Below are 14,557 nucleotides of genomic sequence, written 5' to 3' on the forward strand. Positions count from 1 at the left end.
CCGTTACACGCACCTTGCTCCCTCGTCACAAGGGCTCCGATTTGTCCGTGTCATTTGGCAAAAAGCTGACTCATATCCTTGAACGCCTTGAATTCAAGGGCATTGCCACAAGGATCGAACAGGAACATCGTGGCTTGCTCGCCAACCTGCCCTTTGAAGCGGACGTAGGGTTCAATCACAAACTCCGTGCCGAAAGATCTCAATCGTTCAGCCAGTGCCTCCCACGCCTCCCAAGCCAAAACAACACCAAAGTGCGGGACCGGCACATCATGCCCGTCCACCGGATTGCTCTGGGCGCTTTCCTGGAAAGCGGTCTTGGGTTGCTCATGAATCACCAGTTGGTGACCGTAGAAATTGAAGTCGACCCACTGACTGCTGGAACGGCCTTCTTCCAAGCCAAACACTTCACGGTAGAACGTACGGGCGGCGGCAAGATCGTAGACCGGAATCGCCAGGTGGAATGGAGAAAGGCTCATCGAGAATCCTCTTAACGTGTGAGGTTGGGCCATCGTAGCGCCGCGCTTGCGGCAAGAAAACCCTACAGACCGTGTCCAAGCGACACCGGGAGCGACGGGTTTTTCGCGGCAGGATCATGCACCGCAGGCCCGTCGTGCAGGTACACATCCAAATTAGCCGCTTTAGCCGAGCAAATGAACTATACCTTCAGAAGCACACAGTCAGACCAAGGCGGCACTAACATGATGGGATGGAACGGTTCTGGCGAATCCTGCCGGATCGCTGCATCATGCGCCGCATCATAAAAAAAGCTGGCCTGTAGACGTTGTTTCCGGCGCCTCGTACGCCGGAATTGGCGCCCCCCTTTCAATGCCTGAAGTATCGTCCATGAGCCCGACTACACGCGTTTTGAACGCATCAACCAAAGCGCTTTACCGGCTTTGTCTGTTACTGCCGCTGCTGGCTAGCCATGGAGCGAGCGCCGAATCTCCGGTCATTGAACTGCACTTTCCCGACGCACCGCCGCTGACGTTCGTCAACGACCCCAGGGGTCACGGAATCGTGGGCGATGTCGCCGTGGCGGCGATGACCAGGGCCGGGTACACCGTAAAGGTCCATGTACTTCCCTGGGCCCGGGCACAAAAGCATGTCAGTGAAGAACATGACCACTTGATCACCCCCCTGTCGCGCATCCCAACTCGTGAAGATCGCTTCACCTGGATTGCCTCGATCATGCCCATGGAACGTGCCTTTTTCAGCCTCGAACGACGGGTGAGCAGCTTCGCCCAAGCGAAAGAGACCTACCGCAAGATCGGCGTCGGCCTGGGCAGCGCACAGGAAGATATCCTGCGCAGCGAAGGCTTCAGCGATGAACAGATCTATCCGTTGGCCATCGGCGACAATCCCGCCCAGATGCTGTTGATGGGGCGTATCGATGCCTGGTTCAACGGAGTGCCGGAGAGTCGATACATCTGGCCGAAGGTGTCTAAACGCAAACTGCTCATGAGCTCGGTCGGCAGCAGCGCCGATCTATACCTGGCCTGCTCGAAGCAATGCTCACCAAAAATGGTCGAGGATTTGCGCGAGGCGGTTGAAGCGCTTCGCGCGGATGGGACGGTCAAGCATATCCATGACCTCTATTTGCCGCAGTAGGCTGTGGCGAGGGGATTTATCCCCGCTGGGCTGTGCAGCAGCCCCAAAGGCAGGGTGCAACCAACCTGAGATGACGCGGTGGCTGGATTCAGGGTTGCTTCGCAACCCAGCGGGGATAAATCCCCTCGCCACATGCAGTTCAACATCGAATGAATAGCATCGCTGAACTAGAGCCCTCATCGATGGCTTATATCATTCCGAATGATAGTTACCTTTGCTTCATTCGATTCGTTCCTCTGCCTTGCGCCACGCATCATCCGCCCATTCTCAATACATTGGCGGATGCTATCCATGGAACATTCACTTTCAAAACTGCGTTTTCCCCTCGCGCTGCTGGCGGTGCTGGTGATGAGCGCCTGCGGCAAGACTCCCGACACGGCAGCGTCCATGCCGCCGGCCAAAGTCAGTGTGGCCAAGGTATTGGAGCAACCTGTCAACGAATGGGATGAGTTCACCGGCCGCCTCGAGGCGCCGGAAACCGTCGAGATCCGCCCACGGGTTTCCGGGCAGATCGACGAAGTGGCCTTCACCGAAGGCGCGCTGGTCAAGAAAGGCGACCTGTTGTTCCAGATCGACCCGCGCCCTTTCCAGGCTGAAGTACGTCGTCTCGAAGCCCAACTGGCCCAGGCCCGCGCCACTGCCACCCGCAGCGAAAACGAAGCCCAGCGTGGCGAACGCCTGCGCTTGAGCAACGCCATTTCCGCCGAACTGGCAGACTCGCGCACCAGCGCCGCCCAGGAAGCCCGCGCCGCCGCCGCGGCCATTCAGGCGCAACTGGACCTGGCCAAGCTGAACCTGAGCTTCACCCGGGTGACCTCGCCCATCAGCGGTCGCGTCAGCCGGGCGGCCATCACCGCCGGCAACCTGGTGACCGCCGACGTCACCCCGCTCACCAGCGTGGTCTCCACGGACAAGGTCTACGCCTACTTCGACGCCGACGAACGTGTCTTCCTCAAGTACACCCAACTCGCCCGCCAGGGCCAGCGCGGCCAGGCCACGCCGGTCTACATGGGCCTGTCCAACGAAGACGGCAACCCGCACCAGGGCCAGATGAACTTCGTCGACAACCAGGTCAATCCGCAGACCGGCACCATCCGTGGTCGTGCCGTGTTCGACAACAAGGACGGCGCCTACACCCCAGGCCTCTATGCCCGTCTGAAGCTAGTGGGCAGCGGTACTTACGCCGCCGTGCTGATCAACGACGAAGCCGTCGGCACCGACCTGGGCAAGAAATTCGTGCTGGTGATGGACGCCGAGAACAAGCCGGCCTACCGCGCCGTCGAGCTGGGTCCGAAAATCGAAGGCCTGCGTATCGTGCGCAGCGGCCTGAGCAAGAACGACACCATCATCGTCAAGGGGCTGCAACGGGCTCGTCCGGGGGCACCGGTCACGCCTGAAACCGTGCCGATGGCCAGCGACGAAACCATTGCCGCCCTGGCACAACAACGTAAAGCGCTCGAAGCCAGCAACCTGCCCCAAGTCGCGCCATCCAAGGACGCGTCAGGGGCGGCTGGCAAATTGGCCGCTGCGACCCCACGCGGTTAAGGGACTGAATCCAAGATGAAATTTTCCCAGTTCTTCATTTCGCGGCCGATCTTCGCAGCAGTGCTTTCGCTACTGATCCTGATCGCCGGCGCCATCTCGCTGTTCCAATTGCCGATCAGCGAATACCCGGAAGTCGTGCCGCCGACCGTGGTCGTGCGCGCCAACTTCCCGGGCGCCAACCCCAAGGTCATCGGCGAAACCGTGGCCGCCCCCCTGGAGCAGGCCATCACCGGTGTCGAGAACATGCTGTACATGTCCTCGCAATCCACCGCTGACGGCAAGATCACCCTGACCATCACCTTCGCCCTGGGCACCGACCTGGACAACGCCCAGGTGCAGGTGCAGAACCGCGTCACCCGAACCGAGCCCAAGCTGCCGGAAGAAGTGACCCGGATCGGCATCACGGTGGACAAGGCGTCGCCCGACCTGACCATGGTCGTGCACTTGACCTCGCCGGACAAACGCTACGACATGCTCTACCTGTCCAACTACGCCCTGCTCAACATCAAGGATGAGCTGGCGCGCCTGGGCGGCGTGGGTGATGTGCAACTGTTCGGCATGGGTGACTACTCCCTGCGGGTCTGGCTGGATCCGAACAAGACCGCTTCACGCAACCTGACCGCCACCGACGTGGTCACCGCGATCCGTGAACAGAACCGCCAGGTGGCTGCCGGCGCCCTGGGCGCACCGCCAGCGCCCAATGCCCAGGCTTTCCAGCTGTCGATCAACACCCAGGGGCGCCTGGTAAATGAGGAAGAGTTCGAGAACATCATCATTCGTTCCGGTGCCAACGGTGAGATCACTCGTCTGAAGGACATCGCCCGGGTCGAACTGGGTTCCAGCCAATACGCCCTGCGTTCGCTGCTGGACAACCAGCCGGCAGTGGCGATCCCGATCTTCCAGCGCCCGGGTTCCAACGCTATCCAGATCTCCAACGACGTTCGCGCCAAGATGGAAGAACTGAAGAAAGGCTTCCCGGCGGGAATGGACTACAGCATCGTCTATGACCCGACGATCTTCGTCCGCGGTTCCATCGAGGCGGTGGTACATACCCTGTTCGAAGCACTGATTCTCGTGGTGCTGGTGGTGATCCTGTTCCTGCAGACCTGGCGCGCCTCGATCATTCCATTGGTGGCGGTGCCGGTATCGCTGATCGGTACGTTCGCCGTGATGCATCTATTCGGCTTCTCGTTGAACGCCCTCTCGCTGTTCGGCCTGGTACTGGCGATCGGTATCGTGGTGGACGACGCGATCGTGGTGGTGGAGAACGTCGAGCGAAACATCGAACTGGGGCTTACCCCGGTGGAAGCGACCAAGCGCGCCATGGGCGAAGTGACCGGCCCGATCATCGCCACCGCCCTGGTGCTGTGCGCGGTGTTCGTTCCGGCGGCATTCATCAGCGGCCTGACCGGGCAGTTCTATAAACAGTTCGCCCTGACCATTGCCATCTCCACGGTGATTTCGGCGATCAACTCCCTGACCCTGTCGCCAGCCTTGGCCGCGGTGTTGCTCAAGGGCCATGACGCGCCCAAGGACCGTTTCTCCAAGTTCCTGGACAAGGTCTTCGGTGGCTGGCTGTTCCGTCCGTTCAACCGTTTCTTCGAGCGCGCCAGTCATGGTTATGTGGGCACCGTCGCTCGAGTGATTCGCAGCAGCGGCATCGCCCTGGTGCTCTATGCAGGCCTGATGGTGTTGACCTTCTTCGGTTTCTCCACCACCCCGACCGGTTTCGTGCCCGGCCAGGACAAACAGTACCTGGTGGCCTTCGCCCAACTGCCGGACGCCGCGAGCCTGGACCGTACCGAAGACGTGATCAAGCGCATGTCCGACCTGGCCCTCAAGCAACCGGGCGTGGAAAGCGCCGTGGCCTTCCCGGGCCTGTCGATCAACGGTTTCACCAACAGCCCGAACGCCGGCATCGTGTTCGTGACCCTCAAGCCTTTCGATGAGCGCAAGGACCCGAGCATGTCGGCCGGTGCCATCGCCGGCGCCTTGAACGGCCAGTACGCCGGGATCCAGGAAGCCTACATGGCGATCTTCCCGCCACCGCCGGTACAGGGCCTGGGCACGATCGGTGGTTTCCGCCTGCAAATCGAAGACCGGGGCAACCTGGGCTACGACGAGCTGTACAAAGAAACCATGAACATCATCACCAAGAGCCGCAGCGTGCCGGAACTGGCCGGGTTGTTCACCAGCTACACCGTGAACGTGCCCCAGGTCGATGCCGCCATCGACCGTGAAAAAGCCAAGACCCACGGCGTGGCCGTCAGCGACATCTTCGACACCCTGCAGATCTACCTGGGTTCGCTGTATGCCAACGACTTCAACCGCTTCGGTCGCACCTACCAGGTCAACGTCCAGGCCGAGCAGCAATTCCGTCTCGAGTCGGACCAGATCGGCCAGCTCAAGGTGCGCAACAACCGTGGCGAAATGATCCCGCTGGCGACCTTCATCAAGGTCAGCGACACCTCGGGGCCAGATCGCGTGATGCACTACAACGGCTTCATCACCGCTGAAATCAACGGTGCCGCCGCCCCGGGCTACAGCTCCGGCCAGGCTGAAAAAGCCATCGAGAAGCTGCTCAAGGACGAATTGCCCAACGGCATGACGTACGAGTGGACCGACCTGACGTACCAGCAGATCCTCTCGGGCAACACCGCGCTGTTCGTGTTCCCGCTCTGCGTACTGCTGGCGTTCCTGGTGCTCGCGGCACAGTACGAAAGCTGGAGCCTGCCATTGGCGGTGATCCTGATCGTACCGATGACCCTGCTGTCGGCCATTACCGGGGTGATTCTCTCCGGCGGCGACAACAACATCTTTACCCAGATCGGCTTGATCGTACTGGTGGGGCTTGCCTGCAAGAACGCGATCCTGATCGTCGAGTTCGCCAAGGATAAACAGCTCGAAGGCATGAACCCGCTGGCGGCGGTCCTCGAAGCGTGCCGCCTGCGTCTGCGGCCGATCCTGATGACCTCCTTCGCCTTCATCATGGGCGTGGTGCCCCTGGTGTTCTCCAGCGGCGCAGGTGCGGAAATGCGCCATGCCATGGGTGTGGCGGTGTTCTCCGGGATGCTCGGCGTGACCTTCTTCGGCCTGCTGCTCACCCCTGTGTTCTATGTACTGATCCGCAACTTCGTCGAGCGCAGCGAGGCCCGCAAGGCGGCCCGGGCTTTGAAACTGGAGGCGCAACAATGAGTTTGAAAGCGTTCGTGCCGAGCTTGCTGGTATTGGCCTTGAGTGCCTGCGCCGTGGGCCCGGACTACAAGGCCCCGCAAACGGAGGCGGCGAATATCACCACCGCCACCGACGGCGCCGCCGGCCAGAAGAATTTCGACCGTGCCCGGTTCGAAGGCATCTGGTGGCAGCAGTTCGATGACCCGACCCTTAACGCGTTGGTGACCCGCTCCCTGGAAGGCAACCGCGAGTTGCGCGTGGCCTTCGCCCGTTTGCGGGCCGCCCGGGCGATTCGCGATGACGCCAGCAATGACGCCATGCCGACCATCACCAGCCGTGCCAGCAGCAACTTGGGCAAAGGCCAGATCCCAACGGGGCAGACAGACGAACGAGTCAACACCGAGCGTTACGACCTTGGCCTGGACATGGCCTGGGAGCTGGACTTGTTCGGGCGCATCCAGCGCAACCTGGAAGCCAGCGACGCCGATCAGCAGGCGGCCGAAGCCGATCTCTATCAGTTGCAGGTGACGATGATCGCCGAGCTGGTGGATGCCTACGGTCAACTGCGCGGCGCCCAACTACGGGAAAAGATCGCCCTGGCGAACCTGAAGAACCAGCAGGATTCGCGCAAGATCACCGAAAGCCTGCGCGATGCCGGCGTCGGTGATCAGCTCGACGTGGTTCGCGCCGATGCGCGCCTGGCCTCGGTGGAAGCCAGCGTGCCGCAGTTGCAGGCCGAACAGGTGCGCCAACGCAATCGCATCGCCACGTTGCTGGGCGAGCGCCCGGACAAACTCAGCGTGGACCTGAGCCCGAAACAGTTGCCAGCCATCGCCAAGGCCCTGCCCATCGGCGACCCGGGTGAACTGCTGCAACGACGCCCGGACATTCTCAGTGCCGAACGCCAACTGGCCGCTGCCACGGCGCGCATCGGCGTGGCCAAGGCCGACCTGTTCCCACGGGTCAGCCTGAGCGGTTTCCTCGGTTTCACGGCTGGACGCGGTTCGCAGATCGGCTCCTCGGCGGCCAACGCCTGGGCGCTGGGCCCGAGCATTACCTGGGCCGCTTTCGACCTGGGCAGCGTGCGGGCTCGCTTGCGCGGTGCCGACGCCGAGGCGGACGGCGCCTTGGCGACCTACGAACAGCAAGTACTGCTGGCCCTGGAAGAATCGGAGAACGCCTTCAGTGACTACGGCAAGCGCCAACAACGGCTGATCTCGCTGATCCGCCAGAGTGAATCGAGCCGTGCCGCCGCCGACCTGGCCGAGATTCGCTACCGCGAAGGCACTGTGGACTTCCTCGTGCTGCTCGACGCCCAGCGCGAACGCCTGGCCGCCGAAGACACCCAGGCCCAGGCCGAAGTGGACCTGTACCGCGGCATCGTCGCGATCTACAAGGCCCTGGGCGGCGGCTGGAAACCGGAAACCGTTGCCAGCAACTGACCCGCCCTGCTCAACCGAGCTCCTTTGGTTGGCCGCAACCAACCAATTCTTTGCCCCGCGTTCATTTGGACGCGGGGCTTTTTTTGCCTATCGCCCACGACCCAGCGTGAAAGAGCCCATTGTGGGGAATGAGCTTGCTCGCGATAGCGGTGGGTCAGTCGACATCGATATCGCTGAACCGACGCCATCACCAGCAAGCTCGACCCCACAGCTCCGCTACCGCTGTGACAAGGTTTGACTCAAGCCGCCACCTGACCGAAGCTTGCGGCATTTCACGCTTCTGGTAATGGATTCCCTGCATGCCCTCGCCTCGCCGCCGCTATCTGCTCCTCAGCCTCTGTGTCCTGTTGTTGATCGGTCTTGTCGCGCTATGGCTACGCAGCACCACGCCGCAAATCCCCGAAGCGATCAAGCGTGGTTACAGTGAAGCCCTGGAAAGCGCCCGCAACGGACAGCCGGGAGCGGCGCGCATGCTTTACCAGCAACTGGGGCGCCCAGACCTCTCGCCCAAGCGCCGCGTGTTGCTGCACGCGGAACTGCCCAACTACCCCAGCCCCCAAGCCCTGAAGCTGGCGGACGCGGACCTGCACAACGAATCGCCGGACGTGCGTCGAGCCGCCATCGGCAGCGTCGTCGGGCTGGTACCGACAGGCCAGCGCAGCCTGTTGCTCGGCCCGCTCCTGGATGATGATGACCAGAACGTCCGGTTCGCCGCCGTGAACGCGCTGCTGGGCTTGTCGCCGGATGATCTCGGCCTGTATTTCGGGGCGATGCAGTTAGCCATCGACACCTGGGAACAGGTGCTCGAGGACGGTCCGAAAACCGCTGAGACCCACTGCCAGCTCGCCCGACTGCACCTGCACAACGCCGAACTGAAGAAAGCCCAACGGGCCCTTGAACAGGCCCTGCGCCTGCAACCGGACAACCTGCCAGCACTGGTCATGCAGATCGAAGTACTGGACAAACAGGGCCAAAGCGAAGCTGCGCGATTATTGCTCGCCCGACAGTTGCAAACCCAGCCAGCGTCGGCTTATCTGCAACATGCGCTGGGCATGTGGCTGCTGCAACACGGCCAGAACGAGTATGCGGTGCTCGGCTTGGCAAAAGCGGTGGAGCTGGAGCCCGAGAACCGCCATTACCGTTATGACCTGGCGACCACCCTGCATGCCGAGCAGGAAGTGGAAGCCGCGCAGAAACAGCTGCAGGAAATCGTCCAGCGCTATCCCGCCGACCGCAAGGCACGGGTGCTGCTGATCAACTATTGGAAGGAGACCGGCCAATTGCAGAATGTTCAAATCCTGCTGGCGCAACTTGAACAGTTGAACCCCGATGACCCGGCGCTGCAGCAAGGCCTGTAGGCCTAATGCCTAACTTTTGTCAGCTGGAACCTTGGGCAAACACACAAACCGTGGCGAGGGAGCTTGCTCCCGCTGGGCTGCGCAGCAGCTCCAAAACAGGGCCGCTTCGCGACCCAGCGGGAGCAAGCTCCCTCGCCACGGGGTTACTGCTCGGCTTCATTTCGCTTAGCTGACTGGCATTGGTCTGTAGGCCCTCATTGCACGCCGAAAGTTGTGCAATACACCGCGTTTTATCGATGTAAGCGGAACCGCCATCACCGCCAAAGGTCAAGTGTTCAGGCAGTTGAATTCAGGCGTTACCCCGCCTGCTGCCCACTTCCCTAGTCATGAGAGGGCTATTTTTGTCTACATCTAACGAGTTGATCAGTGCAAAAGCCGCCACCGGCATCGAAGGACTGGACGATGTCCTTTCCGGTGGATTGTCCCGCGGCCATGTGTTCCTGCTCGAGGGGGAACCAGGGACTGGTAAGACCACGGTCGCGCTGCATTTTCTGTTGGCCGGCGCCAAGGCTGGCGAGCGCTCGTTGTACATCACGCTATCGGAAACCGAGCGTGAACTGCGTCAGGGCGCAACCTCCCACGGGTGGACGCTGGACGACAACATTCATATTTTCGAACTGACCCCGCCCGAAAGCCTGCTCAATGCCGAGCACCAGCAGAGCCTGCTGTACTCCTCGGACCTGGAGCTGGGCGAAGCGACGCGGCAGATCTTCGAAGTGGTCGAACGGGTCAAGCCGACCCGGGTGGTGCTCGACAGCCTGTCGGAGATCCGCCTGCTGGCGCAAAGCTCCTTGCGCTATCGTCGCCAGATCCTCGCGATCAAGCACTACTTCGTGCGCTACGACGCCACGGTCCTGCTGCTCGACGACCTGACCACCGAGTCCCTCGACAAGACCGTCCACAGTGTCGCCCACGGGGTGATTCGCCTGGAAGAACTGACGCCCAACTATGGCGCCGAACGGCGGCGGATCCGGGTGGTCAAGTATCGCGGGCAGAAATACCGCGGCGGTTATCATGACTTCACCATCATGGGCGACGGGGTACATGTCTTCCCACGCCTGGTGGCCGCCGAGCACCGAGGCCAATACCTGCGCCAGCAACTCTCCAGCGGCATCGGCGAAATGGACGCCCTGCTGGGTGGCGGTATCGAGACCGGCTCCAGCACGTTGATTCTCGGCCCGGCGGGGACCGGCAAGTCGCTGATAGCGCTGATTTTTGCCGCCGCCGCCGTACATCGCGGCGAGAAAGCCGCGCTGTTCATCTTCGATGAAGAACTGGGTTTGTTGTTCGAACGCATGAAAAACATCGGCATCGACCTGCAAGCCCTGCAAGAGACCGGCAACCTGCTGATCGAACAAGTGGACGCCGCCGAGCTGTCTCCGGGTGAGTTCTCCCACCGCGTGCGCCGTTGTGTCGATGAGGGAGACATCAAGACCGTGGTCATCGACAGCATCAATGGCTATCAGGCGGCCATGCCGGAGGAGAACGCCCTGGTCCTGCACATGCATGAATTGTTGCTCTACCTCAACCGCAAGGGCGCGGCGACCTTCATGACTGTTGCACAGCACGGTCTGGTCGGCGACATGCAGGCGCCCGTCGACATTACTTACCTGGCTGACACGGTGATTCTCTTGCGTTATTTCGAAGCACTGGGCAAGGTGCGCCGGGCGATCTCCATCATCAAGAAACGCACGGGCAGCCATGAGTCGACCATCCGCGAATACCGCATCAGCGGCTTGGGCATGACCATCGGCGAGCCGCTCGAGGCGTTCCAAGGTGTCTTGCGAGGGGTTCCCTCTTATGTGGGCGAGAGCAACCCGCTGCTCAGGGATGAACACCGGTGACGCTGGCCGAGCCCCTGTCCGAGCGGGCGCTGATCCTCGCGCCGCTGGGACGGGACAGCCAGATCGCCTTGATGATCCTCAATGAAGCCGGTTTTGCCGGCCTCATCTGCCGTCATCTGGGCCATTTGTGCGAAGAATTGGAAAAAGGTGCCGGCCTGTTGGTGATTTCCTCGGAAGCGCTGGTGGGGCCTGATCTGGAAGCGCTGTTCCTGTACATCGAGCAGCAGCCGGCCTGGTCTGACCTGCCCATTGTCTTGCTGACTCATCACGGCGGCCCGGAACAGAACCCGGCGGCGCGTATCGGCACGCAACTGGGCAACGTGACCTTCCTTGAGCGCCCTTTCCACCCAGTGACCCTGATCAGCCTGGTGACCACCGCCCTGCGAGGTCGTCGAAGGCAGTACGAAGCCCGCGACCGCCTGATCGACCTCAGCAACAGCGAACTGCGCCTGCAAACCACCCTTGAAACCCTTGAACAGCAAGTGGAAGAACGCACCGCCCAGTTGCGCCATAACGAAGAGGCATTGCGCCAGTCACAGAAAATGGAAGCAGTCGGCCAACTCACCGGCGGTATCGCCCACGACTTCAACAACATGCTCACCGGAATCATCGGCAGCCTCGAACTGCTGCGCCGGCGCCTGGCCCGGGGCCGCACCGAGGACCTGGACAGCCTGATCGACCTGGGCGTGACCTCGGCCAACCGCGCCGCCGGCCTGACCCATCGCCTGCTGGCGTTTTCCCGTCGGCAATCACTGGACTCCAAGGCCGTCCAGATGAATACGCTGGTACTGTCCATGGGCGAGTTGCTGCAACGCAGCCTCAACGAAAGCATCCACCTGGACATGCAGCTGGACGAGCAGCTCTGGGTCGCCGAAGCCGACCCCAACCAACTGGAAAGCGCCCTGCTCAACCTGGTCCTCAACGCCCGGGATGCCATGCCCAATGGCGGGAACCTGGTGGTAAAGACCTGCAACCAGCACCTTGACGCCGACTTTACCGACGCCTACACCAACCTGGAACCCGGCGACTATGTGGTGCTGAGCGTGCAGGACAGCGGTTGCGGCATGCCCGAAGCGATCATCGGTCGTGCGTTCGATCCGTTCTTCACCACCAAGCCAATCGGCCAGGGCACCGGGCTGGGCCTGTCGATGATCTATGGGTTCAGCAAGCAATCGCGCGGGCATGTGACCATCGACAGCGAAGTCGACAAAGGCACCACGGTGAACCTTTACCTGCCGCGCTTTCGCGGCGAGGAAATACACGAACCACAGGCCACCACCCCACATGCACCGCATGCGCAGGACGGTGAGACCGTGCTGATCGTCGAGGACGATCCAGCGGTGCGAGTGCTCGTGAGCGCGGTGTTGAGCGAGTTGGGCTATGCCTTTGTGGAAGCGGCCGATGCCAACGGCGCAGTACCAATCCTCCAGTCAGGCCAACGCATCGACCTGCTGATCAGCGACGTGGGCCTGCCCGGCATGAATGGCCGGCAACTGGCAGAAATCGGCCGGCAGATCCGCCCGGACCTGCGGGTACTGTTCATCACCGGTTACGCGGAACATGCAGCGGTACGCGGCGGTTTCCTTGACCCGGGGATGCAGATGATCACCAAGCCATTCACGTTTGATTTGTTGACAGCCAAGGTGCGGGAGATGATCACGGTTTGAGTCGATTGAATGTCTGTTGTGGCGAGGGAGCTTGCTCCCGCTGGGGCGCGAAGCGGCCCTAAAACCTCAATCCCGGTTATGCCAGATTCAATGATGTCGCCTGCCTTGGGCCTGCTGCGCAGTCCAACGGGAGCAAGCTCCCTCGCCACAAAAAGCCGCCCTGGCGCCTCATTTATCTGCATGAAGCAACCCGGATACAAACACTTGGTAGCAGGCTGGGAAAAATCAGTTGCAGCGCCACAGCCATGTCCCCAGCCCAGACAAAACCTACGACAACATCGACTGCATGATGCGCTGCAGCTCATCCAGGTCGAACGGCTTGTCCAGGACCGGCGCCTTGCGGGTAATGGGGCTGTCAGTGTCGCGCACTTCCTGCGCGTAGCCACTGATGAAAATGACCTTCAGCTCAGGACGCAACTTTACCGCAGGCTCGGCGATCTGCACGCCGGAAATACCACCCGGCAGGCGGAAATCGGTAATCATCATGTCCAGATGAGGCTTGCTCGCCAGGATCTCGAACGCCTGGGCACCGTTTTCGGCCTGTAGCACCCGGTATCCCTCGCCCGACAGGTAGGCCGACAACACCATCAGGATCGACGGGTCATCCTCGACGATCAATACAACATCTTGCGCATCTTCACTCATGAGAAGCCTTTGTTCGATCAATAGCTGCTGATACGACCTTGGGGTCTCGCAGAGGTTGCGTCTGTTCGGCGGTTTTGTCCAAGACAGTTTTCTGCAAAGGCAGGCAAACACGAAACAAGGCCCCTTCATGGAGGCGACTGTTGACCGTGATTGTCCCGCCATGGGCCGTGACAATCTGCTCGGAAATGAACAGCCCCAGCCCAAGGCCGGCAGCAGCCGCCTTGGACGATACGCGTTCGAACTGCTGAAAAATACGTTTCTGGTTTTCCTCGCTGATACCGATGCCATGGTCCTGGACCTCGATACAGGCGTGGTCGGGCGTCTTGTAGACGCGCACCTCGATCGGGCCCTTGCCGCCGTAGCGCAACGCATTGGTCAACAAGTTCGAGATCACCTGCTCGATACGAAACTCATCCCAAAGCCCCTCCACCGACGGTTCAGCCAGGCAGGTCAACGAGCATTCGGCAACGGCGATCTGCGGCTGAAAATTGCGCAGCAGGTTTTCCACCAATGCTGTCAAGTTGAAGCGGGTCGGACGAATCGACAGCTTGCCAGTGCGAATCCGCGAGACATCCAGCATGTCCTCGATCAGCCGGATCAGGCTCTTGATCTGCCGCTCATCGCGTTCAACCATCGCCCGCACCTTGTCCAGGCTGAAGGCCGCGGCGTTGTCCCGGGCCAGGTGCATCTTGCGCAGTTGTGTCTCGAGGATGAGGCCATTGAGGGGCGTGCGCACCTCGTGGGCGACGATGGACATGAAGTCGTCACGCATGCGCACCGCTTGCTCCAGCTCGCCACGGGTAGCCTCCAGTTGCTGCAACAGAACCTCCTGCTCGCGGCGACTTTGCTCAAGGGCTACGACCTGCTCCTTCATGGCCTTTCGTTGACGGTACAACTCGACGAACACATTGACCTTGCTTTTGACCGCCTGGGTGTCCAACGGCTTGTGCAGGAAGTCCACCGCTCCGTTTTCATAACCGGTAAAGGCATAGTTGCGTTCACGACCAGCGGCACTGACGAAAATGATAGGGATGCTGCGGGTCTTCTCCGTGCCGCGCATCAGCTCGGCCAGTTGGAAACCGTTCATGTCCGGCATCTGCACATCGATGATGGCCAGGGCAAAGTCGTGTTGCAGCAGCAGGGACAGTGCTTCGTCCGCCGACAGGGCCTTGAAGACCTCGCGGTCGCCCCCCTTGATCAACGCTTCCAGGGCCAACAGATTCTCAGGCAGATCATCGACGATCAGCAGTTTGGCTTGAATATCTCTTGGCATG

Annotated in this window: 10 protein-coding genes; 7 read left to right on the forward strand and 3 right to left on the reverse strand. The window is 61.1% G+C overall.

Annotated features, from left to right (window positions below; all coding sequences use genetic code 11):
- Window positions 1-50: 50 nt before the first annotated feature.
- On the reverse strand, window positions 51-476 hold the full coding sequence (locus tag BLT00_RS25385; RefSeq protein ID WP_063320942.1) for a VOC family protein: 426 nt from the start codon (window positions 474-476) through the stop codon (window positions 51-53).
- A 367-nt stretch (window positions 477-843) separates the two neighbouring features.
- Between BLT00_RS25385 and BLT00_RS25390 the strand changes: the two genes are divergently transcribed.
- The 7 genes from BLT00_RS25390 (at window position 844) to BLT00_RS25420 (ending at window position 12,638) form a co-directional block, all read left to right on the forward strand.
- Complete coding sequence (locus tag BLT00_RS25390; RefSeq protein WP_092142934.1) at window positions 844-1,608, forward strand: substrate-binding periplasmic protein; 765 nt, start codon at window positions 844-846, stop codon at window positions 1,606-1,608.
- A 291-nt stretch (window positions 1,609-1,899) separates the two neighbouring features.
- Window positions 1,900-3,153, forward strand: coding sequence for a multidrug efflux RND transporter periplasmic adaptor subunit MexE (gene mexE, locus BLT00_RS25395; RefSeq protein WP_092142931.1), 1,254 nt, complete (start codon window positions 1,900-1,902; stop codon window positions 3,151-3,153).
- A gap of 15 nt (window positions 3,154-3,168) precedes the next feature.
- The gene (locus tag BLT00_RS25400; RefSeq protein ID WP_092142928.1) at window positions 3,169-6,348 is read left to right on the forward strand and encodes an efflux RND transporter permease subunit; all 3,180 of its coding nucleotides are present in this window, start codon (window positions 3,169-3,171) and stop codon (window positions 6,346-6,348) included.
- Window positions 6,345-7,769 carry an efflux transporter outer membrane subunit gene (locus tag BLT00_RS25405; protein WP_092142925.1) on the forward strand — a complete coding sequence of 475 codons (1,425 nt, stop codon included), beginning with the start codon at window positions 6,345-6,347 and terminating at the stop codon, window positions 7,767-7,769. Before BLT00_RS25400 ends, BLT00_RS25405 begins: the two co-directional genes overlap by 4 nt.
- 299 nt (window positions 7,770-8,068) lie before the next feature.
- Window positions 8,069-9,127 carry a tetratricopeptide repeat protein gene (locus BLT00_RS25410; RefSeq protein ID WP_092142922.1) on the forward strand — a complete coding sequence of 353 codons (1,059 nt, stop codon included), beginning with the start codon at window positions 8,069-8,071 and terminating at the stop codon, window positions 9,125-9,127.
- Between the two features lie 341 nt (window positions 9,128-9,468).
- Window positions 9,469-10,971, forward strand: a complete 1,503-nt coding sequence (locus BLT00_RS25415; RefSeq protein ID WP_092142919.1) for an ATPase domain-containing protein — start codon at window positions 9,469-9,471, stop codon at window positions 10,969-10,971.
- Window positions 10,968-12,638 (forward strand): response regulator, encoded by a 1,671-nt coding sequence (locus tag BLT00_RS25420; RefSeq protein WP_092142915.1) that lies wholly within the window; start codon window positions 10,968-10,970, stop codon window positions 12,636-12,638. The genes BLT00_RS25415 and BLT00_RS25420 overlap by 4 nt, the downstream gene beginning before the upstream one ends.
- Before the next feature lie 267 nt (window positions 12,639-12,905).
- Here BLT00_RS25420 and BLT00_RS25425 read toward each other — a convergent pair whose 3' ends face one another.
- Window positions 12,906-13,283 carry a response regulator gene (locus BLT00_RS25425; RefSeq protein WP_063320934.1) on the reverse strand — a complete coding sequence of 126 codons (378 nt, stop codon included), beginning with the start codon at window positions 13,281-13,283 and terminating at the stop codon, window positions 12,906-12,908.
- Complete coding sequence (locus BLT00_RS25430) at window positions 13,276-14,556, reverse strand: hybrid sensor histidine kinase/response regulator (RefSeq protein ID WP_063320933.1); 1,281 nt, start codon at window positions 14,554-14,556, stop codon at window positions 13,276-13,278. Before BLT00_RS25430 ends, BLT00_RS25425 begins: the two co-directional genes overlap by 8 nt.
- Window position 14,557 lies beyond the last annotated feature (1 nt).

The sequence above is a fragment of the Pseudomonas sp. NFACC51 genome, from assembly GCF_900103575.1.
Taxonomy (GTDB): domain Bacteria; phylum Pseudomonadota; class Gammaproteobacteria; order Pseudomonadales; family Pseudomonadaceae; genus Aquipseudomonas; species Aquipseudomonas fluorescens_Q.